Genomic DNA, 21,762 nt, shown 5'->3' on the forward strand with positions numbered 1-21,762 from the left:
TCTTGGCCACCAACACATTCTGCCGAAACGCCAGGTCAAAACACCCAGACACGCTCAATCAAAACGCAACAACCACTGAACGTACCTTTTCGTGCACAAATCCCGCGTCAGGCGACGATGTTGACCAAACGGCCGGGCACGATGATGACCTTCTTGGGCGTGGCGCCGGCGAGGAAGGCCTGCACCTTCTCGTCCGCGAGGGCCGCGGCTTCCAGCGTGGCCTTGTCCGCATCGGCCGCCACGACGATCTTGCCGCGCACCTTGCCGTTGACCTGCACCGGGTACTCGACGGTGTCGTCGACCAGGTAGCGCTCGTCGGCGACCGGGAACGGGCCGTGGGCCAGTGACGCGTCGCTGCCGAGGCGGCGCCACAGTTCCTCGGCCAGGTGCGGGGCCAGTGGCGCGACCATCAGTACCAGCGGCTCAACCGCCGCGCGGGCGGTGACGCCCTCCTTGGTCAGGTGGTTGGTGTACTCGATGAGCTTTGCGGCAGCGGTGTTGTTGCGCAGCGCGGCGTAGTCCTCGTTGACCCCGGCGATGGTGCGGTGCAACTGCTTGAGCGTCTCATCGGACAACTCGTCGTCAGAAACCCTTGGCTCACCGGTGGTTTCGTCGACGACGACGCGCCACACGCGCTGCAGGAACCGGTGCGCACCGACGACGTCCTTGGTGGCCCACGGCCGGGACGCCTCCAGCGGACCCATCGACATCTCGTAGACGCGGAGGGTGTCGGCGCCGTACTCCTCGCAGATCTCGTCGGGCGAGACGGAGTTCTTCAGACTCTTGCCGATCTTGCCGAACTCCTGGTTGACCTCGATCTCACCGTCCGGGCCGGTCCAGAAGAACTTGCCGTCGCGCGGGACAACTTCCGCGGCCGGCACGTAGGCGCCACGGGAGTCGGTGTAGGCGAACGCCTGGATGTAACCCTGGTTGACCAGGCGGCGGTACGGCTCACGCGACGACACGTGGCCGAGGTCGAACAACACCTTGTGCCAGAACCGCGAGTACAGCAGGTGCAGCACCGCGTGCTCGACGCCGCCGACGTACAGGTCGACGCCACCCGGGTCACCGGCCCCGTGGATCTCGGGGCGCGGGCCCATCCAGTAGGCCTCGTTCTCCTTGGCGCAGAAGGTTTCCGAGTTGTGCGGGTCGGCGTAGCGCAGCTCGTACCAGGAGCTGCCGGCCCACTGGGGCATGACGTTGGTGTCACGGGTGTAAGCCTGCAGCCCGTCACCGAGATCCAGGTCGACGTGCACCCATTCGGTGGCCTTGTTCAGCGGCGGCGACGGCTCGCTGTCGGCGTTGTCCGGGTCGAACAGCACCGGCGAGTAGTCGGGCACGTCCGGCAGCTCGACCGGCAGCGCCGAATCCGGCAGCGGGTGGGCCCGGCCGTCGGCGTCGTAGACGATGGGGAACGGCTCGCCCCAGTACCGCTGACGCGCGAAAAGCCAGTCGCGGAGCTTGAATTCGACGCGGGCCTGGCCGCGGCCGTCCGCAACCAGCTTCTCGGTGACGGCAGCCTTGGCGTCGGCGACGGTCAGGCCGTCGAGGTAGTCGGAGTTGACCAATGCACCGTCGCCGACATGTGCACCGACCGAGAGATCGCCGCCGGCAATGACTTCCACGATGGGCAGGCCGAACGCCGTCGCGAACTCCCAGTCGCGCTGGTCGTGGCCGGGCACCGCCATGATGGCGCCGGTGCCGTAGCCGGCCAGCACGTAGTCCGCAATAAAGATCGGAACCTGGTGTCCGTTAACGGGATTGGTGGCGTAGCTGCCGGTGAAGACGCCGGTCTTGGTCTTGTTCTCCTGGCGCTCCAGGTCGGACTTGGCCGCGATGGCGGCGCGGTAGGCCGCGACGGCCTCGGCCGGGGTGGCCGCACCGTAGGTCCACCGGTCGTCGACGCCGGCGGGCCAGGATTCGGCCAGCAGGGAGTCCACCAGATCATGCTCGGGCGCCAGCACCAGATAGGTGGCACCGAACAGCGTGTCCGGGCGGGTGGTGAAGACCTCGATGTCGGCGTCCCCCGCGGAGAACAACACCTCGGCACCGACGGAGCGACCGATCCAGTTGCGCTGCATGGCCTTGACCTTGTCGGGCCAGTCCAGTAAGTCGAGGTCCTCGAGCAGCCGGTCGGAGTATGCGGTGATCCGCATCATCCACTGCCGCAACCGCTTCCGGAACACCGGGAAGTTGCCGCGCTCACTGCGCCCGTCGGAGGTGACCTCCTCGTTGGCCAGCACGGTGCCCAGACCCGGGCACCAGTTCACCATCGAGTCGGAGCGGTACACCAGGCGATACGAGTCGACCACCTCGGCCCGCTCGGCCTTCGACAGCACCGACCAGTCCCGTCCATCATCGAGAGTCCTTGCACCGGAATCGAATTCAGCGATCAGCTCGGCGACCGGCCGGGCCTTCTGCTGCGATACGTCGAACCAGGCGTTGTAGATCTGCAGGAAGATCCACTGCGTCCACTTGTAGAAGTCGGTGTCCGTGGTGGCGAAGCTGCGCCGCGCATCATGCCCCAGGCCCAGCCGTCCCAGCTGCCGCCGGAAGTTGACGATGTTGGCCTCGGTCCGGGTGCGCGGGTGCGTGCCGGTCTGCACCGCGTACTGCTCGGCGGGCAGACCGAAGGCGTCGAAGCCCAGAGCATGCAGGACGTTGCGGCCCGTCATCCGGAAATAGCGGGCGTACACGTCAGTGGCGATGTAGCCGAGCGGGTGCCCGACGTGCAGGCCATCGCCCGACGGGTACGGGAACATGTCCTGCACGAACATCTTGTCGGCCGGCACCAAGGAGCCGTCGGTGGGCGCGAGGGAGCCGACGGGGTTGGGCACGTTAAAGGTCCCACGGTCCGTCCACACCTGCTGCCAATCGGCCTCGATGCGGCCGGCCAGTTCGGCGGTGTAACGGTGCTGCGGGCTGTCGGCGTCGACGGCCATGGCCGCCTCGGGACGCACGTTGGCCTGCGCATTCGGGGAATCACTCACGTGCACAGGGTAGTCAACACCCCCGGCGCGACCTGCATCACGCCAGCGGACGGCCGTTGGTCTCGGTTCCGTTGCAGTGCGGTCAGGGCACGGTTGCAGGTGCGCGCCGGATCTGGTGGGCCCTACCTGCGCCTACATACAGTCGGCTCCAGTGCAACGCGTGAGGCAGAAGTGAAGCGGAAGGATCGGCACGACATGTTCGAGAACGCCCGCCACTGGCGACTGCTGGCAGGAGGTGTCGCCGCGGGTCTCGCAGGCGTCGTCGGCTTCGCCGGCAACATCGCGTCCGCCGAACCGCTCCCGCCACAACCCGTCATCCCGGCCCCCGCCACGGTGACCCAAACCGTCACCGTGCAAGCCGCCCCGGCGCCGGCGGCCGCGGCACAACCGGCCGGGCCCGCCTTCATTCCCGCCGGTCAGCCAGCAGCGGTCCCCCAACCAGCCACGATTCCCCAGCCGGCCGTGGCCCAACCGGTCATCGCGCCGGCCCCCGCCCCGACACCGGCTATCGCACCGGCCGCCTCGGGCACCATCGCCGACTTCTTCCACGCCCACAACGTCGTCATGCAGCGGCAGGCGGCCGCGGGCTTCACCGCGCTGAACATCGTCCTGCCGGTGCCCCCGGGCTGGGCCGCGGTACCCGATCCGAACGTGCCCGACGCCTTCGCCGTCATCGCGGACCGCGTCGGCGGCGACGGCCTCTACACCTCGAACGCCGCGCTGCAGGTCTACAAGCTGGTCGGCGACTTCGACCCGCGCGAAGCCATCAGCCACGGGTTCATCGACAGCCAGCAGCAGGTCGCCTGGCGGTCCACCGACGGTTCGATGGCCGATTTCTACGGCATGCCGTCGTCGATCATCGAAGGCACCTACCGCGAGAACAACATGACGCTCAACACCTCGCGGCGGCACGTCATCGCGACATCGGGCACGGACCGATACCTCGTGACGCTGGCGGTGACCACCAGCGCCCAGGTGACCGTGGCCTCCGGCAGCGCCACCGACGCCATCGTCAACGGCTTCAAGATCAGCGCACCGGGCGCACCGGCCGCCGTTCCCGCACCGGCCGCCGTTCCCGCACCGGCCGCCGTTCCCGCACCGGCACCCGCCGCACCGATGGTTCCGGCTCCGGCCGCCGTCCTGCCGCATGCTGCCGGGGCCGTGCCCCTCACGGCATCGATTCCCGGACTGGGCCGCTGACCGGTCGCCGGTTTGGAGTGGCCGCCCGGCCGCCCCTATCCTGAGACGCATGCTGATCGCCGCGGTGCTGTGCCTGTGCGCGGCCGTGGTGACCGCGGGCGTCGGCGCCTGGTCGCTGCGCCGCCCCCATTCCACCGACACCGTGCCACGGGTGCTGCGCTCGGTTGCGCCCATCCAACTCGCGACGGCCGTCATGCTCGCCGCCGGCGGTGCCGCTGCGCTCGTCGCGCCGCGCAGCACGGGCGTGACGGTGCTGATGGTGTGTGTCATCGGCGCCGTCGGCACCTTCGCCGCCGGTTGCTACCAGGGCGCCAAGGCCGGAGCCGCCATGATGGCCCACGAGAGCGCGCCCGCCGGTGACGGCTGCGCCGGCAGCTGCGCCAGCTGCACGCTGTCCTGCAGCTAGTTCCGGCTCACATCGATCGGGTGCGTCGCGAGCATCGCCATGGGCATCGGCTGACGCCGTAGTACCCGCGACCAGAGATCGACCCGCGGTTCCACCAGGACGTCCGACGGCAGCGCGGACAGCACGATCCAGTCGTCGCGTTCGATCTCCCCGTCGAGCTGCCCGACGGACCACCCCGAGTAGCCGGCGTAGATCCGGACACCCTCGACAGCGTCTTCGATGTCCTCGGGTTCGGCGTCCAGATCGACCATCGCGATGCGGCCCTGGACATGGCGCAGCCCCGGGACCGAGGCCGCGTCGACTCCGACCCTCATGGTCGCCAGGCACAGCGCGGAATCACGCTTCACCGGGCCACCGATGAACATGGACTTGGGTTTCTTGGCGAGCTTCGCCCATTGCGGCAACACGTTGTACACGGCCGTCTCGCTGGGCCGGTTCAAGACCACGCCGAGGGTACCGCCGGAGTTGTGCTCGACGATGTAGATGACGCTGCGCCGGAACGTCGGTTCCAGCAAATCGGTGTTGGCGAGCAGCAGGGTCCCGGCCCGAATCCCATGCGAGGCGGGAGCGAAATCACGGTAATCCTCCGGTTCCTCTGACTGCGCCACGCCCTCCATCATCGCACTCGCGCGCCGTCGGCGTGACCAACGCACACGGCTTGGCGGGATATTTGTACTGTGGAGCGGGTCGCTTCAATCACGCCCGGCACTCTCAAATCAGGACACGAATATTCCAGTGACCGACCGCCGTTCCCACCACGTCGTCCTGCATGCGGTGCAGGCCCTGCCGGACTTCCGCCGGCTGCTGGAACTACGTGCGGTCAGCCAGTTCGCCGACGGACTCTTCCAGGCCGGCCTGGTCGGCGCACTGCTGTTCAGCCCCGATCGGGCGGCCACACCGTGGGCCCTCGCGGGATCGTTCGCCGCGCTGTTCCTGCCGTACTCGTTGTTGGGTCCGTTCGTCGGCGCGCTGCTCGACCGGTGGGACCGCCGGCAAGTGCTCATCGGCGCCAACCTCGCACGGTTGCTGGTGATGCTCTGCGTCGGCGCGCTGCTGGCCACGGCCGCGTCCGACAGGCCGATCCTGTTCGGCGCGTTGATCGTCAACGGCTTCACCCGCTTCGTCTCCTCGGGCCTGTCGGCCGCACTGCCGCACGTGGTACCGACCGAACAGGTGGTGTCGATGAACTCGGTCGCCACCGCGGCCGGCGCCATCTCGGCGTTCGCCGGCGCCAACGTGATGCTGCTGCCGCGCTGGCTGATGGGCGCGGGCGACACCAGCTCGGCGGTGGTGATCTGGCTGGCGGCGCTGCCCGTCGCACTGGCGCTCTGGCTGTCGGTGCGGTTCCACCGTCATCTCCTGGGGCCCGACGACAGCGCCCGCGCGGTGCACGGTTCGGTCATGTACGCCGTCATCACGGGCTGGGTCTACGGGCTCCGGTCGGTGGCGAACGTACCGACGGTGACGGCCACCCTCACCGGTCTGGCGGCCCACCGGATGGTGTTCGGGATCAACACCCTCATGGTGCTGGTGATCGTCCGGCACGGCGGCGGCGAACACGTGGCGGGGTTCGCGGTAACCGTCGTGTTCGTGGCCGCCGCCGGGCTCGGGTCGTTCCTCGCCAACCTCGTCATGCCGCCCGCGGTCCGACGCTGGGGCCGCTACGCCACGGCAAACGGTGCCCTCGCCATCGCGGCGGTGGTCCAGCTGGCCGGCGCCGGCCTACAGATACCGGTGCTCATCGCCTGCAGTCTGGTGCTGGGAACGACCGGGCAGGTGGTCAAATTGTGCGCGGACTCGGCCATGCAGCTCGACGTCGACGACGCCCTGCGCGGCCACGTGTTCGCCGTTCAGGACGCGTTGTTCTGGCTGGCGTTCATCGTCGCGATCACGGCCGCCGCGGCGGTGATCCCGGCTGACGGAAAGTCGTCGGCGCTGATGGCCGCCGGCGCTGTCGTCTACGTCATCGGCCTGGGCCTGCACGCGACGCTGGGCAAGCGCGGCAGAACCGTCGGTACCGTCTAGGGTGCTGCCATGGCCCCCAATGCTGCTGCCGGTGTGATCGCCGATCTGCGTGCCGAGAGCGATGACCTGGACCGACTGGTCGCCGATCTGCCGCCCTCCGAATGGGCTGCCGCGACCCCGGCCGAGGGTTGGACCATCGCCCATCAGATCGCGCATCTGTGGTGGACCGACCAGGTGTCCGTGCTGGCGGTGACCGACGAGGACGCCTTCGCCGCGACTCTCGCCGAAGCGTGGAAGAACCCGCTCGGGTTCGTGGAAGTGGCGGCGGAAGAGCTTGCGCAGACCCCGCCGGCGGAGATGTTGGCGCAGTGGCGCGCCACTCGCGCCACCCTGCACGACGCACTCGAAGGGGTCGCCGACGGCCGCAAGCTGCCGTGGTTCGGCCCGCCGATGAGCGCCGCGTCCATGGCCAGCGCGCGGCTGATGGAAACCTGGGCGCACGGCGCCGACGTCGCCGACACTCTCGGGGTCCGGCGCGAGCCGACAGCCCGGCTGCGGTCTATTGCGCACATCGGGGTGCGGACAAGGGATTTCGCGTTCACGCTCCACGAGCTGACCCCGCCGACGGACGTGTTTCACGTGGAACTTTCCGCGCCCGACGGCTCCCTCTGGACCTGGGGCCCGGACGACGCCGGGCAGCGGGTGACCGGCTCGGCCGAAGACTTCTGTCTACTGGTGACGCAGCGGCGGCCGCTGCGCGAGCTGGACGTGAAGGCCGTCGGCGAGGACGCCCAGAAGTGGCTCACCATCGCCCAGGCGTTCGCCGGGCCGCCGGGAGCGGGCCGGAACTAGCCGCGCGTGACCGGGGCGGCCGCGTCGGCCGTACCGTCACCGTCGGTGTCGGTCAGCTGGATGTCCCACCGCCCGTCTCCATCGGTGTCCACGTAGCCCACAGACCCGGCCAGCACCCGGTCCGCGAGACCGTTGCCGTCGGCGTCGACCAGCCGGTCGTCGGCCACACCGTCGCCGTCGAAGTCGACGACCGCTCCCCCGCTCTGCTCGGTGCCGTCCAAGCCGAACCACCGCAGCCCCGAGCCCACCGCCCAGGTACCTGATCCGTCATCGGTGAGGGTGCGCCGAGCCGCACTGTCCTCCACGTCGATGGCGGCGTGGTCGGCCCGGCCGTCGCCGTCGAAGTCGGCCAGCGCGTCATCGAACAATCCGTCGCCGTCCACATCGAGCCGTACGCCGTCGAGCGTGCCGTCTCCGTCGGCGTCCACCGCCGGCTCCCCCGGCCACCACGACGCCGACCCGTCCCCATCACTCAGGCAATAGTCCATACCTGATTGGACGGATGGTCAGCCCCTGGCGTTCCACCATTTCTGCAATTCGGCGACGGCCTCGTCGTGGGTCAACGGGCCGCGGTCCAGCCGGAGCTCCTTGAGAAACCGCCACGCCTCCCCGACCTGCGGGCCGGCCGGGATGCCGAGCAGCGTCATGATCTCGTTGCCGTCCAGATCCGGGCGCACCCGCGCGAGATCCTCTCGCGCGGCCAGTTCCGTGATGCGCTGCTCGAGACCGTCGTAGTTGGCCTGCAGGCGCGCCGCGCGCCGGCGGTTGCGGGTGGTGCAGTCCGCACGCACCAGTTTGTGCAGCCGGCTCAGTAGGGGCCCCGCGTCGGCGACGTAGCGGCGCACCGCGGAGTCGGTCCACTTGCCGGTGCCCTTGTCGTCGGCATAGCCGTGGAACCGCAGATGCAGATACACCAGCTGCGAGACATCGTCGATCATCTGCTTGGAATACTTCAGCGCGCGCATGCGCTTGCGCGTCATCTTGGCGCCGACCACCTCGTGATGGTGGAAGCTGACGCCGCCATCCGCCTCGTGGCGGCGCGTGTCCGGCTTGCCGATGTCGTGCAGCAACGCTGCCCAGCGGAGGACAAGGTCGGGTCCCTGGTCCTCCAGGTCGATCGCCTGGCGCAACACCGTCAGCGAGTGGTGGTAAACGTCCTTGTGCTGATGGTGCTCATCGATGGCCATCCGCATGGCACCGACCTCGGGCAGCACCACGTCACCCAGTCCGGTCTGCACCATGAGGTCCACGCCGGCCACCGGGTCGGCGCCCAGCATCAGCTTGTCCAGCTCTGCGGCCACCCGCTCGACGGTGATCCGGCCCAGCTGCGGCGCCATCTCGAGCAGCGCCTCCAGCACCCGCGGCGCGACCGCGAAACCGAGCTGCGAGACGAACCGGGCAGCGCGCAACATGCGCAACGGGTCGTCGCCGAACGACACCTGCGGTGCCGACGGCGTGTCCAGCACCCGATCGGCCAAACCCGCCAGTCCACCCAGCGGATCGTGGAATTCGCCGATGCCACCGGGCAGGTCCGGGTCGATCCGGACCGCCATGGCGTTGACGGTGAAGTCCCGGCGCAGCAGGTCGTCCTCGAGCCGGTCACCGAACACCACCTCGGGGTTCCGCGACACCTGGTCATAGGTGTCGGCCCGGAAGGTGGTGATCTCGATGCGTTGCCCATACTTGGCGACCCCGATGGTGCCGAACTCGATCCCGGTGTCCCACAACGCTTCTCCCCAGCCGCGCAGCAGCTTCTGCAGCTGCGCCGGACGGGCGTCGGTAGTGAAGTCCAGGTCGTTCAGCGCCCGGCCCAGCAGCGCGTCGCGCACACTGCCGCCCACCAGATACAGCTCATGACCGGCCGTGGCGAATACCCGGCCCAGGTCCACAAGCAAATCCGCATGCTTGTTCAGCGCGACCGCGGCAGCGGTCAGCAATGCTGTCGGGTCGCCGCCCTCAGCACTCTGGGGACTCCGCTCCGACCCGGCGTCGGCACTTGCATCGTTCGGCACGTCCGATGAGCCTAATGCGCCCACCCCACCGGCCGGTACCGACCATCGCGGCACGGTCACAACTGGGCCACTGACCGGCGAGTGGGGACAGACCGCCCAAGCTGAGCAGCTACTATCGCTTGGGTGTCGGAAGGCGAGCGTGCCAAACCACGACGACGCCGCGGGCGACGTCGCGGTCGACGCTCGGCCGGTCCGCCCAGTGACAGCACCCAGCGCGCCGACTCCGATTCGGCAGCTGCCAGCCGCAACAACGGGACCGCCCAGTCTGTTCCCACCGCCGCTACCTCCGCACCGTCGGCTCCTGCGCCGCGCAAGTCGAACAACGACCGGCTGCGCACCGTGCACGAAACCTCAGCCGGCGGACTGGTGATCGACGGGCTCGACGGCCCCAAGGACACCCAGAAGGCCGCGCTCATCGGCCGCATCGACCGCCGCGGCCGGATGCTGTGGTCACTGCCCAAGGGACACATCGAACTCGGCGAGACGGCCGAACAGACCGCCATCCGTGAGGTCGCCGAGGAGACCGGACTGCAGGGCAGCGTGCTGGCCGCGCTCGGCAGCATCGACTACTGGTTCGTGACCGAAGGCCGGCGCGTCCACAAGACAGTGCACCATTACCTGATGCGATTCCAGGGCGGCGAACTCTCCGACGACGACGTCGAGGTCACCGAAGTGGCCTGGGTGCCGCTGCGGGAACTGCCGTCCCGCCTGGCCTACGCCGACGAGCGCAAGCTTGCCGAGGTGGCCGGCGAACTGATCGACAAACTGCACACCGATGGACCGGGCGCCCTGCCGCCGCTGCCGCGCACCGCGCCGCGCCGCCGCCCACAGACCCATTCCCGCACGCGGAACCATCGCAACGACGACTCCGCCCACACTCAGCCCGGCCGCCGCGCGAACGGCTGCGGACCCGGGTCGTGAAGGTCAGGCGGGAGCTGTTGGGGCCAGCCTCGACAGCTCTCCTGCGCATCCTGGCGGTCACCGCCCTGCTGCTGTTGCTCACCGCTCCCATCACGCCGCAGTCATCGGCCGGGGAACCGGGCGGGACGACGTTCCTGCAACTGCGCATCGACCACGTCACCCCCGACGTCGTCACCACCACCAGCGAGCCGGTGGTGACGGTCACCGGCACCGTCACCAATGTCGGTGACCGCCCGGTGCACGACGTCATGGTTCGTCTCGAGCACTCGCCCGCGGTGACGTCGTCGTCCGGGCTGCGGACCACGCTCGCCGCCGACCCGACGGACTACTCCGCGGTCGGCGACTTCACCACCGTCTCGCAGGATCTGGCGCGCGGGCAGAGCGTGCCGTTCCGGCTGGCCTACCCGGTACGGTCGGCCGACCATCCGGCACTGGGCATCGACCAGCCCGGGGTGTATCCACTGCTGGTCAACGTCAACGGGACACCCGACTACGGTTCGGCCGCCCGGCTCGACGACGCCCGCTTCCTGTTACCCGTGCTGGGCGTGCCCGCCACCCCGGCCGTCCCCGGCGGCACCGGCCAGCAGCCCATCGACGCCGTCGTCCCGCCCGACACCGCGCGTCCCGTCGCACTGACCCTGCTGTGGCCGCTCGCCGACCGTCCGCACCTGGCCGCCGGCGTACCCGGCCGCACCGAACCGGCCCGCCTGGCCGACGACGACCTCGCCACGTCCCTGGCCAACGGCGGCCGCCTGGACACGCTGCTGGCCGCCGCCGACTTCGCGACCAACGACCAGGTGGATCCCGGCGGCCTGATGCGCGGTGCGATGTGTCTGGCCATCGACCCCGACCTGCTCATCACCGTCAATGCCATGAGCGGCGGTTACGTCGTATCCGACGACCCCGCCGCCGGCCTCAACTCCCCCACCCACCCGGGTACCGGACAACAGGCCGCGACCGAGTGGCTGCACCGGTTGCGAGAGCTGGCACAGCGGGTGTGCGTCACCCCGACGGTGTACGCCCAGGCTGACCTGCGCGCGCTGCAGCGCGTCGGCGACGCCGCCCTGAGCTCCACCGCCACCACCGACGCCGGACCGATCGTCAACCAGCTTCTCGGCATCCAATCCCTGCGCGGCGCCACGGTCGTCGGCGACGGCCCGCTCACCGGCCCGGCCGTCCGACTGCTGTCCGCGCAGCCCGAACCGACCGTCGCGATCGCCGCGGCGCCGATCACCGCCGACGAGTCCGATCATCCCGCCGACACCGCACCCCGGCGATACAGCGACAAGGTCACCGTGGCTCCGTTCGACCCGTGCGTCGCGGCCGCCCTCGCCGGCGCCGGGCGTACCCCGCTCTCGCCGGGATATCTCGACACGTCGCTGCACGTGCCGCTCATCCATGACTCGCCGGTGGCACGTCGCCAGGACGCCATCGCCTCCGTCCTGTGGCGTGGCCTGCAGCCGGACGCGCAGCCCCGCAACCAGATCCTGATGCCCCCGCTGGCGTGGGACGTCACCCCCGACGACGCGCAGGCGATCCTGACGTCGGTGGCCACGGCGATCCACTCCGGGCTGGCGGTCGCCCGCCCGATGCCCGCGGTGATCGCCGATGCCCAGGCCCAGCCGTCCACGCCGTCCGCCACACCGCCGGACAACGGAACCGGCAACCCCAAGGCCCGCTACGGCGACGGCATCACCAGCCAGATCTCGACCGCCATGGAGCGCATCTGGGGCCTGACCGCCGCGCTGACCGTCAACACCCAAACCGGGCTCACCGGCGATCAGTACACGGCGCCGCTGCGCGAGGACATGCTGCGGGCGCTGACCCAGTCGGTACCACCGACCGTCCGCGAAACCCTGGCCCAGCAGCGCGTCACCACCACGCAGGCCACGATGGACGACCTCTTCCACGCGGTCACCGTCGTCAACCCCGGCGGCTCGTACACGCTGGCCACCGAACGCAGTCCCCTCCCCCTCGCCCTGCGCAACGACCTCCCGCTGCCCATCCGGGTGCGACTGGTGATCGACGCGCCACCCGGCATGACCGTCACCGACATGGGTGAGATCGAACTGCCGCCGGGCTATCTGCCGCTGCGCGTGCCCATCGAGGTGCACTTCACCCAGCGCGTGGCGGTGGACGTCGCGTTGCGCACCGTCAACGGACTGACGCTCGGCGAACCGGTCCGGTTGTCGGTGCACTCCAACGCCTACGGCAAGGTGCTGTTCTTCATCACGCTGTCCGCGGGCGCGGTGCTGTTCCTGCTGGCCGGCCGCCGGCTGTGGCACCGGTTCCGCGGTCAGCCTGACCGGGCCGACCTGGACCGGCCACACCACGCCCGCCCGGTCCCGGCAGATACCTCCCACCCCGACCGCCCCGACCCGCTCGACACCGCCATCGCCCACGCCCCGGAGGACTCATGAGCGCCCCGCGCGGTCCCCGGCCGCAGGCCATGGTGTCGCCGCCACCACCACCTCGGCGGGCTGAGCTGTCCGACGCCGCCGTGGTCTCGCGGTCCTGGGGCATGGCCTTCGCCACCCTGGTCAGCCGCATCACCGGCTTCCTGCGCATCGTGCTGCTCGCCGCGATTCTCGGTGCGGCACTGTCCAGTTCGTTCACGGTCGCCAACCAGCTGCCGAACATGGTGGCCGCCCTGGTGCTCGAAGCCACCTTCACCGCGATCTTCGTGCCGGTGCTGGCCCGGGCCGAGCGCGACGACGCCGACGGTGGCGCCGCCTTCGTGCGGCGGCTGGTCACGCTGGCCACCGCGCTGCTGCTGGTGACGACGGTGCTGTCTGTCGCGGCAGCACCGCTGCTGGTGCGGCTGATGCTGGGCAGCGACCCCCAGGTGAACACGCCGCTCACCACCGCCTTCGCGTATCTGCTTCTGCCGCAGATCATCTTCTATGGGTTGACCTCGGTCTACATGGCAATCCTGAACAACCGCAACGTCTTCGGGCCGCCAGCTTGGGCGCCGGTGCTCAACAACGTGGTGGCCATCATCACGCTGGGCGTGTATGTGCTTGTCCCGGGCGAACTCTCGATCGATCCCGTCGAGATGGGCAACGCCAAGCTGCTGGTACTCGGCATCGGCACCACGCTCGGCGTCGTGGCCCAGGCCGGGATGCTGCTGTACTCCCTGCACCGGCACCGCGTCGACCTGCGGCCGCTGTGGGGCATCGACGACCGGCTCAAGAAGTTCGGGACCATGGCTGTCGCCATGATGCTGTACGTCCTGATCAGTCAGATCGGTCTGATCGTCGGCAACGAAATCGCCAGCCACGCAGCCGCATCCGGTCCCGCGATCTACAACTACGCGTGGCTGCTGCTGCAGTTGCCATTCGGCATGATCGGCGTGACGGTGCTGACAGTGGTGATGCCGCGGCTGTCCCGCAACGCCGCCGCGAACGACAACCCCGCGGTGCTCGCCGATTTCTCGCTGGCCACCCGGCTGACCATGGTGACGCTGATCCCCATCGTCGCCTTCATGACCGTCGCGGGCCCCGCCATCGGCAGTGCCCTCTTCGCGTACGGCAACTTCGGTGCCACCGATGCCGGTTATCTCGGCGTGGCCATCACCCTGTCGGCGTTCACCCTCATCCCGTATTCCATGGTGCTGCTGGAACTTCGGGTGTTCTACGCCCGCGAACAACCGTGGATCCCGATCGTGCTGATCGTCGTGATCACCGTGGTGAAGATCGTCGGCTCGCTGATCGCCCCCCACCTGACCGATGACCGGGAACTCGTGGCCGGATACCTGGGCCTGGCCAATGGCCTGGGGTTCCTGGCCGGCGCGACCGTCGGCTACATCCTGCTGCGGTCGGCGCTGCGGCCGCCGCACGGCCGGATGGTCGAGCTGCCGGTGGTCCGGACCATTCTGGTGACCATCTGTGCCGCCCTGGGTTCGGGGCTGCTGGCCTATGTCGCCGACCGGCTGCTGGGGTTCGGTCGGCTGACCGAGCACGGCGGCGCCGCCGGATCGTTGCTGCGGCTGTTTCTGCTCGGGCTGATCATGCTCCCGGTGATCGTGGCGGTCCTGGTGGCCGCGAAGGTGCCCGACGCCTTGGCCGCAGTGGCTTTCGTGCAGCGCCGGCTGGGCCGCGGCAACCCGGCACCCGCCCCCGCAGTCCAGGTCAGCTCTGCTGTACCGGACTCGGGACGGACCGTGGTCCCGTACCCTGGACACGGCAATTCATCTCCGGTACCACGCCGGCCCGGCGCGTCTGCCAACGGCGCGGCAAGCCCGGAAAGTGGTACCACGGGCGGCCTTCGGAAAGGATTTGCGGTGACCGACGCACCCGCGGATCAGGGATCCGCCCACATCCCGGATACGTCAGGCAGCGCCGACGACGTCGCGTTGCGGGCCGGCGCCGTGGTGGCCGACGGACGCTACCGGCTGCTCGTCTTCCATGGCGGTCCGCCCGATCTGCAGTTCTGGCATGCTCTAGACATTCCGCTCGATCGCCAGGTGGCGCTGACGTTCGTCGACCACGACGGCGAGCTGCCCCAGTCCATGGTGCAGGAAATCCTCACCCGGACAAGCAAACTGAGCCACATCGAGGGACCCGGGCTGGCCCGGATCCTGGACGTCACCCGGCTCGGCCATGGCGGCCTGGTGGTCAGCGAATGGATCCGCGGCGGTTCACTGGCCGAGGTGGCCGCGACGGAACCGTCCGCGATGGGCGGTGCCCGCGCCATCCAGTCCCTGGCGTCGACGGCCGAGTCCGCACACCGGTCCGGCGTCGCGTTGTCGGTCGACCACCCTGGCCGCATCCGGGTCAGCATCGAGGGCGACGTGGTGCTCGCCTTCCCCGGCACGCTGCCGTCCGCCACACCTGAAGACGACATCCGCGGCATCGGCGCCACGCTGTACGCGCTGCTGACCAACCGCTGGCCCCTGCCCGAATCCGGTGCCCTCAGCGGCATGCTGCCCGCGACGAAGAACAGCGCCGGCCAGCCCATCGAACCCCGCGCGGTCGACGGGACCATCCCCTTCCAGATTTCCGCGGCGGCGGCCCGGGCGGTCCAGGAGGGTGGCGGAATCCGTTCGGCGCCAACGCTGTTGAATCTGCTTCAGCAGGCGACCACCGTCGCCGACACCACGGAACTGCTGGAGCCCGTCGATGGCTCGCAGCATCCGGAAGCCGCAGACGCGCCAGAACTCGACGCGGCGGCGAAGCGACGCAAGGCACTGCTGATCGGGGTGGGTGTCGGCGGCGCCGTCCTCCTCGTGGCGCTACTGGTGCTGGCGTCGGTGCTCAAGGGCATCTTCGGTGACGTCGGCGGCGGCCTGGACAAGCAGCAGCTGGGTCTCAACAGCCAGCATCCGACCTCGAGCGGCGCTCCGACCCCCGGCAATGTGGTGAAACCCGTTGGGGTTACGGTGTTTTCACCCGGCGGTGGCGCTGACTCCCCGGAGAGCGCAGGCAAGGCCATCACCGGCGCCGCAGGCGATGCGTGGTCCACCGATATCTACACCGATCCCACGCCGTTCCCCAGTTTCAAGAGCGGCGTCGGCCTCATGCTGACTCTGCCCCAGTCGACCACGGTGGCATCGGTCAGCCTCAACCTGACCAGCACGGGCACCGCCATCCAGATCCGCTCCGCACAGACGGCCACCCCGGCCTCGCTGGATGCCACGACCGTCCTCACGCAGCCGGCGACCATGAAGCCCGGAACCAACACGATCACGATCTCGGGCGCGCAGCCGACGCAGCATCTGCTGATCTGGATCTCCACGCTGGGGACCGTCGACGGCAAGAGCAAGACTGACATCTCGAACGTCGTCGTGAAGGCGGCGGCGTAAGTTATCCACAGGCCTGAGCAGGCCATCTGCGCAGGTCAGGACCGCTCCGCTCAATTCGCGTCGAGACCGCTGCCGAATCCGCTTTATGGTTCGGAAGTGGGGAGTTTCGGGGGGCCACAGTCGGACGCATCCGACGCAGAATTGCTCGCGGCACATGTCGCCGGTGAGCGGTACGCGTTCGAGGTGCTGTTCTACCGGCATCGCCACCAGTTGTACCGGCTCGCCCGATTGACAAGCCACGACCCGCAAGACGCCCTGGACGCCCTGCAGGACGCGCTGTTCAAAGCCCACCGCCATGCGCCGCGGTTCCGGCACGACAGCTCGGTCCGCAGCTGGCTGTGCCGCATCGTGGTGAACTCATGCCTGGACCGCCTGCGCCACAACAAGTTTCACCGCACTGAAGAACTCAGCGATACCGCCTGCCAGACCGCGGACCCCGCGCACCGGGTCGAGACCACCATCGTCGTAGAACGCGCACTGCTGCGGCTGCCGGTCGAACAGCGGGCAGCGGTGGTCGCCGTCGATATGCAGGGCTACTCGGTGGCCGAGACCGCGGCAATGCTGGGCATCGCCGAGGGCACGGTGAAGAGCCGCTGCGCGCGGGCCCGGGCCAAGCTCGCCCAGTCGTTGGCACATCTCTCCGACTGACCGGGCCGGTCACGTGACGTTTTTCCACCGCACACCGGGTTCGACGGGCAGTCGCGCCCCGCTACGGCCGGATTAGGCTTCGGCAGGTGGACGACGAACACGCCGACCAGCCCGTCTCCCTGGAACTGCTCGCCGACCTCCAGGCCGGACTGCTCGACGACGCCACGGCCGCCCGACTGCGCCGGCGCATCCGGGACGACCCCGTCGTGGCGCGGCAGTACGCCGAACTCGAGCGGGTGCGCCGCGACCTCCATGACCTGGCGGACGACACCGGCGAGAGCGACATCCCCGCCGACGTCACCGCGCACATCGGATCAGCCCTGCGCGAGGCCGGCACCCGTCCGCCCCGCCACGCCGTCGTCCCTGGGCACTCGGCCGGCCATGGTGCGCGTCGCGCACATCCCGTCGTCATCGCCGGCGCCGCCGCCGGTTTGATCGCGATCGCCATCGGCGCCACCGTCGTGCTCAGCGGGTCTGACGAACCGGCGCGGGTCTCCGCCGGCCCCAAGGCGGCGTCGCTGACCGTGCAGCGGCAGGCGGGCATGCCGTGGCCCGACCGGCAGATCCTCGACCTGCGAGGCCGGCCTGCCGAGTTGGGAGCGCTCGCCCCGCCGGACCGCTTGCAGTCCTGTCTGCAGGGGCTCGGTTACTCCCCCACAACCCCGATTCTGGGTGCCGCCACCCTGACCGTGCACGACCGCGCCCAGGTGCTCCTGCTGCTGCCTGGGGCCGACCGCGGCCCGACGATGGCCCTGGTCGTGTCTGCCGACTGCAATTCCGTCAACGCCGGCCTGATCGCCGATGCCGTGATCCTCGATGCTCCGGGCCCACCGACACAATCCAGCCGCTGACCGCCCCGGAGCCCGTCAACCGCCCGGGAACACCGGCACTTACCCTGGTGTTATAGGCGTACCGACTCTGGCAGCAGGCCAGCCAGGTATGAGCCTCACCAGAGCCATATGAAAGGCGGCCATGACCACCCAAGACACCGATTCCCCCGTCGCTTCGCTCGCCCCGGCTGTGCACGACGTGATCATCATCGGCTCCGGGCCGGCCGGCTACACCGCCGCGGTGTACACGGCTCGCGCCCAGCTCAAGCCGCTGGTTTTCGAAGGTGTCCAGTTCGGTGGTGCGTTGATGACCACCACTGAGGTGGAGAACTACCCGGGCTTCAAGGAGGGCATCACCGGCCCCGAGCTCATGGAGGAGATGCGCGAGCAGGCCCTGCGGTTCGGCGCCGACCTGCGCATGGAGGACGTCGACGCGGTGTCTCTGGACGGCCCCATCAAGACCGTCACCGTCGACGGCGAGACCTACCAGGCGCGCGCGGTCATCCTCGCGATGGGTGCCGCCGCCCGGCACCTCGGTATCCCGGGTGAGCAGGAACTGATCGGCCAGGGCGTGAGCACCTGTGCCACCTGCGACGGTTTCTTCTTCCGCGACCAGGACATCGCCGTGATCGGCGGCGGCGACTCTGCCATGGAGGAGGCGACGTTCCTGACGCGCTTCGCCCGTTCGGTGACGCTTATTCACCGCCGGGACGAGTTCCGCGCGTCCCGCATCATGCTGGAACGCGCGCAGGCCAACGAGAAGATCACCTTCGTCACCAACACCGAAGTTCTTGCGGTGGAAGGCGATTCAAAGGTCAGCGGCCTGGTCCTGCGCAACACCGCCACCGGCGAGGAGAGCAAGCTTCCCGTCACCGGCGTATTCGTCGCCATCGGCCACGACCCGCGGTCGGACCTGGTGCGCGGCCTCGTGGATCTCGATGACGAGGGTTACGTCCAGGTGCAGGGTCGCACCACCAACACGTCACTGGATGGTGTGTTCGCCGCCGGCGACCTGGTCGACCACACCTACCGGCAGGCGATCACCGCGGCCGGCAGCGGCTGTTCGGCGGCCATCGACGCCGAGCGCTGGCTGGCCGAGCACAACTGATCGTCCTATCCCCCACAGAGTTCACCCGAGAGGAGCAATACATGAGCGAGGGCAGCGCGACGCTGACCGTCACCGACGGTTCGTTCGACAGCGACGTCATCAAGAGCGGCACCCCGGTGCTGGTCGATTTCTGGGCGACCTGGTGCGGACCGTGCAAGATGATCGCCCCGGTGCTCGAGGAGCTGGCGGGTGAGAAGGCCGGTGAGCTGACCGTCGCCAAGCTCGACGTCGACGCCAACCCCGAGACCGCCCGTAACTTCCAGGTCGTCTCGATCCCGACCCTGATCCTGTTCAAGAATGGCGAACCGGTGAAGCGCATCGTCGGTGCCAAGGGCAAGGCAGCTCTGCTGCGGGAGATCGCAGACCAACTCTGACTCACCTGGCGGGGTGCGGTCCGTCCGGAGAGGATGGGCCGCGCCGCCGCTGCCAGTGAAGTTGCGGGATTCAGCGGAGAGTCTGCGACAATGGGACTCGGCGTCCCGCCAGTGCGCAGCTGTCCGCCCGCCTGGCGTCAGTGATTGAAAGGCCAGGAATGTCGATACTGCGTCGCGGGGACCGGGGAGGTTCGGTCACCGAGATTCGGGCGGCGCTGACCGCCCTGGGACTGCTGGACAGTCCCGACGCGGATCTCACCACCGGCAGGCACGTCGCTCTCGATCTCTTCGACGACGATCTCGACCAGGCCGTGCGGGCCTTCCAGCAGCAGCGTGGACTGCTCGTCGACGGCATGGTCGGTGAGGCCACCTACCGAGCGCTCAAAGAGGCCTCGTACCGGCTGGGGGCGCGCACGCTCTCGCACCAGTTCGGTGCCCCCATGTACGGCGACGACGTCGCCACCCTGCAGGCACGGTTGCAGGATCTCGGTTTCTACACCGGTCTCGTCGATGGTCATTTCGGCTTGCAGACCCACAACGGCCTGATGTCCTACCAGCGCGAGTACGGCATGTTCCCAGACGGCATCTGCGGTCCCGAGACGTTGCGCTCCCTGTACTTCCTGGGTTCGCGGGTCACCGGCGGTTCACCGCACGCGATCCGCGAAGAGGAACTCGTGCGGCGCAGCGGCCCCCGCCTGACCGGAAAGCGGATCATCATCGATCCGGGCCGCGGCGGCGAAGATCGCGGGCTGATCATGACCAGCCGGTCCGGCCCGGTCAGTGAAGCCGACGTCTTGTGGGATCTCGCCAGCCGCCTGGAAGGCCGTATGACGGCCATCGGCATGGACACGTTCCTGTCCCGCCCCGTCAGTGGCAGCCCGACCGACGCCGAGCGCGCCTCGACCGCCAACGCCGTCGGCGCCGATCTGATGATCAGCCTGCGCTGCGCCAGCCTGCCCAGCCCGGCCGCCAATGGTGTCGCATCGTTCTACTTCGGCAACTCACACGGTTCGGTGTCCACCATCGGTCGCAACCTCGCCGACTTCATTCAACGGGAAGTCGTGGCACGCAGCGGTTTCCGCGACTGCCGGACCCACGGCCGGACCTGGGACCTGCTGCGGCTCACCCGGATGCCCACCGTGCAGGTCGACATCGGCTACGTCAGCAGCCCGCACGACCGGGAGCTCCTGACCTCTCCCGGTTCCCGCGACTCCATCGCCGAAGGCATCCTGGCCGCGGTGAAACGGTTGTACCTGTTGGGCAAGAACGACCGTCCCACAGGCACTTTCACCTTCGCCGAGCTGCTGGCCCACGAGATGTCCGTGGAGCAGGCCGGCCAGGCCGGCGCTTAGTTTCTGTCCTTCCGCCGTCGGGTGCGGTAAGCGCGCGGAGATCGCGTGTGTGGGGTGCTGAGTGCTCGGCGCGGGCGCCTCGGTGCGAATCCTGGTTGAATCAGTCGCTATGAATCGCAACGCTGCGGTTCTCGTGACAGGCATGTCCGGGGTGGGCAAGTCGACGGCGCTGGCCGAGCTGGCTTGGCGGGGTTACGCCACCGTCGATACCGACGACGAACCGTGGACCGAAGTCATCGGGGACGAGCCTCTTTGGCGAGAGCCGCTGATCGACGCGCTGCTCAAGCAACCGCGAACACAGCCCTTGTTCGTTCAGGGCACGGTCGCCAACCAATGGCGCTTCTACGACCGGTTCGACGCGGTCGTACTCCTCACCGCCCCAACCGAAGTCGTGTTGGAGCGGGTGCAGCGTCGGACCAACAATCCGTTCGGCAAGTCCGCAGCGGAGCGGGCCCGGATCCTGGCCGACATCGAAGAGATCGGGCCGCTGTTGCGGCGGTCGGCCACTCACGAGATCGACACGACCCAGCCGCTCGTGGAAGTCATCGACGCTCTGGCCCGTATCGCCGAGACGGCGGTCGACCGCGATGCGGTCGCTCGCGCCGACCCACGGCCCGTGGACAGTCCACCGCCCTCGGACCATGCCGCGTCGAACTCCGTCTCCCCCATGGCCTCCCGCCGGGCTCCTACTGACACCTCATAGCCCCGCCTGGTGAACCGGGAGCGGACGGCACCCGACTCGGTCTCCGGATCGGCTCACCGGCTCCGTGGAGCCTGGGCTGCCTTTCTGCCGTCACCGGACAACGCCGCCAGGTATTCGAAGATCTCCGAAACCCGACTGCAGCGCCGACGGCCAGGGCAAGCGCGGTGTGAACGTCACGTGACGCTAGACCCGGTTGGTCCTGGGCCATCGCCACACGGGGGCCTGGTGATGCCCGCGACCTTCAAATGCCGGCCCACATTCCTTTCCGCCCCGTCGTCGGCCAGCCGCCGCGCGACCACTTCCCGCACGTTCGGCTTCGGCCGTCCGCGCGTACGCGGTGACCATCGCCGCGGGCGGATACTGAGATGCCGTCGGGCCGCTGAACCGGTCTCCCGGGTCGTCACCGCATCTCGGTGAGTGAGGGCTGTCCATGCCGCTGCCGCAGTGCCGACGCCGAGCACGAACTCACCGAGTTCCGCCGCCATCGCGATGGCGGTCTCTGCCGTGGCCCGCGCGGCTGCCGCTTCACCCCGCCAGCCCGAGGCAACGACGAGACCTCGGCACACGCAGTCCGGATCGGATCATGCGCCGCCTCGGC

The 21,762-nt window shown here is 69.1% G+C and carries 16 protein-coding genes and 1 pseudogene; 13 read left to right on the forward strand and 4 right to left on the reverse strand.

The window, feature by feature from the left end; translation table 11 throughout:
- Window positions 1-107: 107 nt before the first annotated feature.
- Window positions 108-2,990, reverse strand: coding sequence for a leucine--tRNA ligase (leuS, locus tag AC3WTE_RS08105; protein ID WP_492436851.1), 2,883 nt, complete (start codon window positions 2,988-2,990; stop codon window positions 108-110).
- A 195-nt stretch (window positions 2,991-3,185) separates the two neighbouring features.
- Between leuS and AC3WTE_RS08110 the strand changes: the two genes are divergently transcribed.
- Both AC3WTE_RS08110 and AC3WTE_RS08115 read left to right on the forward strand, forming a co-directional pair.
- Window positions 3,186-4,190, forward strand: a complete 1,005-nt coding sequence (locus AC3WTE_RS08110) for an LpqN/LpqT family lipoprotein (protein WP_492436852.1) — start codon at window positions 3,186-3,188, stop codon at window positions 4,188-4,190.
- A gap of 49 nt (window positions 4,191-4,239) precedes the next feature.
- Window positions 4,240-4,596 carry a hypothetical protein gene (locus AC3WTE_RS08115; protein ID WP_492436853.1) on the forward strand — a complete coding sequence of 119 codons (357 nt, stop codon included), beginning with the start codon at window positions 4,240-4,242 and terminating at the stop codon, window positions 4,594-4,596.
- Here AC3WTE_RS08115 and AC3WTE_RS08120 read toward each other — a convergent pair.
- Window positions 4,593-5,213 (reverse strand): YqgE/AlgH family protein, encoded by a 621-nt coding sequence (locus AC3WTE_RS08120; RefSeq protein ID WP_492437332.1) that lies wholly within the window; start codon window positions 5,211-5,213, stop codon window positions 4,593-4,595. The genes AC3WTE_RS08115 and AC3WTE_RS08120 overlap by 4 nt on opposite strands.
- A gap of 118 nt (window positions 5,214-5,331) precedes the next feature.
- Here AC3WTE_RS08120 and AC3WTE_RS08125 point away from each other — a divergent pair, with 118 nt between their 5' ends.
- A complete protein-coding gene (locus tag AC3WTE_RS08125; RefSeq protein WP_492436854.1) occupies window positions 5,332-6,621 on the forward strand; it encodes an MFS transporter in 1,290 nt (429 codons plus the stop codon).
- A gap of 9 nt (window positions 6,622-6,630) precedes the next feature.
- The gene (locus tag AC3WTE_RS08130; RefSeq protein ID WP_492436855.1) at window positions 6,631-7,413 is read left to right on the forward strand and encodes a TIGR03084 family metal-binding protein; all 783 of its coding nucleotides are present in this window, start codon (window positions 6,631-6,633) and stop codon (window positions 7,411-7,413) included.
- Here the strand turns inward: AC3WTE_RS08130 and AC3WTE_RS08135 are convergent.
- Both AC3WTE_RS08135 and AC3WTE_RS08140 read right to left on the reverse strand, forming a co-directional pair.
- Window positions 7,410-7,901 (reverse strand): pullulanase, encoded by a 492-nt coding sequence (locus AC3WTE_RS08135; protein WP_492436856.1) that lies wholly within the window; start codon window positions 7,899-7,901, stop codon window positions 7,410-7,412. The two genes, AC3WTE_RS08130 and AC3WTE_RS08135, sit on opposite strands and share 4 nt — an antisense overlap.
- 18 nt (window positions 7,902-7,919) lie before the next feature.
- Entirely contained in the window at window positions 7,920-9,350 is a 1,431-nt protein-coding gene (locus AC3WTE_RS08140; RefSeq protein WP_492437333.1) for a CCA tRNA nucleotidyltransferase, read from the reverse strand.
- Between the two features lie 198 nt (window positions 9,351-9,548).
- On the opposite strand from AC3WTE_RS08140, the gene AC3WTE_RS08145 reads away from it, so the two are divergent.
- The 9 genes and pseudogenes from AC3WTE_RS08145 to AC3WTE_RS08185 form a co-directional block, all read left to right on the forward strand.
- Window positions 9,549-10,346, forward strand: a complete 798-nt coding sequence (locus AC3WTE_RS08145) for an NUDIX hydrolase (RefSeq protein WP_492436857.1) — start codon at window positions 9,549-9,551, stop codon at window positions 10,344-10,346.
- Window positions 10,343-12,766, forward strand: coding sequence for a hypothetical protein (locus AC3WTE_RS08150; RefSeq protein ID WP_492436858.1), 2,424 nt, complete (start codon window positions 10,343-10,345; stop codon window positions 12,764-12,766). The genes AC3WTE_RS08145 and AC3WTE_RS08150 overlap by 4 nt, the downstream gene beginning before the upstream one ends.
- Complete coding sequence (gene murJ, locus AC3WTE_RS08155; protein ID WP_492436859.1) at window positions 12,763-16,149, forward strand: murein biosynthesis integral membrane protein MurJ; 3,387 nt, start codon at window positions 12,763-12,765, stop codon at window positions 16,147-16,149. The genes AC3WTE_RS08150 and murJ overlap by 4 nt, the downstream gene beginning before the upstream one ends.
- Before the next feature lie 96 nt (window positions 16,150-16,245).
- Window positions 16,246-16,797, forward strand: coding sequence for an RNA polymerase sigma factor SigM (sigM, locus tag AC3WTE_RS08160; RefSeq protein WP_492436860.1), 552 nt, complete (start codon window positions 16,246-16,248; stop codon window positions 16,795-16,797).
- A gap of 86 nt (window positions 16,798-16,883) precedes the next feature.
- Window positions 16,884-17,648 carry an RsmA family anti-sigma factor gene (locus AC3WTE_RS08165; protein WP_492436861.1) on the forward strand — a complete coding sequence of 255 codons (765 nt, stop codon included), beginning with the start codon at window positions 16,884-16,886 and terminating at the stop codon, window positions 17,646-17,648.
- Window positions 17,649-17,769: 121 nt separating this feature from the next.
- Window positions 17,770-18,735: a thioredoxin-disulfide reductase gene (gene trxB, locus AC3WTE_RS08170; protein WP_492436862.1), complete on the forward strand. Its 966-nt coding sequence runs from the start codon at window positions 17,770-17,772 to the stop codon at window positions 18,733-18,735.
- 41 nt (window positions 18,736-18,776) lie between these two features.
- Window positions 18,777-19,109: a thioredoxin gene (gene trxA / locus AC3WTE_RS08175; RefSeq protein ID WP_138232308.1), complete on the forward strand. Its 333-nt coding sequence runs from the start codon at window positions 18,777-18,779 to the stop codon at window positions 19,107-19,109.
- A gap of 158 nt (window positions 19,110-19,267) precedes the next feature.
- Complete coding sequence (locus AC3WTE_RS08180) at window positions 19,268-20,461, forward strand: N-acetylmuramoyl-L-alanine amidase (RefSeq protein WP_492436863.1); 1,194 nt, start codon at window positions 19,268-19,270, stop codon at window positions 20,459-20,461.
- Window positions 20,462-20,570: 109 nt separating this feature from the next.
- Window positions 20,571-21,023: pseudogene (locus tag AC3WTE_RS08185) on the forward strand (AAA family ATPase); the annotation flags it as partial.
- Window positions 21,024-21,762: the final 739 nt, after the last annotated feature.

Source organism: Mycobacterium sp. FW102-FHT13B02 (assembly GCF_058790275.1).

Bases quoted from the DNA above. Each gene is read 5' to 3' on its own strand.
- murJ (WP_492436859.1), top strand. From the start codon at position 12,763: ATGAGCGCCCCGCGCGGTCCCCGGCCGCAGGCCATGGTGTCGCCGCCA.
- trxB (WP_492436862.1), top strand. From the start codon at position 17,770: ATGACCACCCAAGACACCGATTCCCCCGTCGCTTCGCTCGCCCCGGCT.
- AC3WTE_RS08115 (WP_492436853.1), top strand. From the start codon at position 4,240: ATGCTGATCGCCGCGGTGCTGTGCCTGTGCGCGGCCGTGGTGACCGCG.
- AC3WTE_RS08130 (WP_492436855.1), top strand. From the start codon at position 6,631: ATGGCCCCCAATGCTGCTGCCGGTGTGATCGCCGATCTGCGTGCCGAG.
- AC3WTE_RS08180 (WP_492436863.1), top strand. From the start codon at position 19,268: ATGTCGATACTGCGTCGCGGGGACCGGGGAGGTTCGGTCACCGAGATT.
- AC3WTE_RS08120 (WP_492437332.1), bottom strand. From the start codon at position 5,213: ATGGAGGGCGTGGCGCAGTCAGAGGAACCGGAGGATTACCGTGATTTC.
- AC3WTE_RS08135 (WP_492436856.1), bottom strand. From the start codon at position 7,901: ATGGACTATTGCCTGAGTGATGGGGACGGGTCGGCGTCGTGGTGGCCG.
- trxA (WP_138232308.1), top strand. From the start codon at position 18,777: ATGAGCGAGGGCAGCGCGACGCTGACCGTCACCGACGGTTCGTTCGAC.
- AC3WTE_RS08110 (WP_492436852.1), top strand. From the start codon at position 3,186: ATGTTCGAGAACGCCCGCCACTGGCGACTGCTGGCAGGAGGTGTCGCC.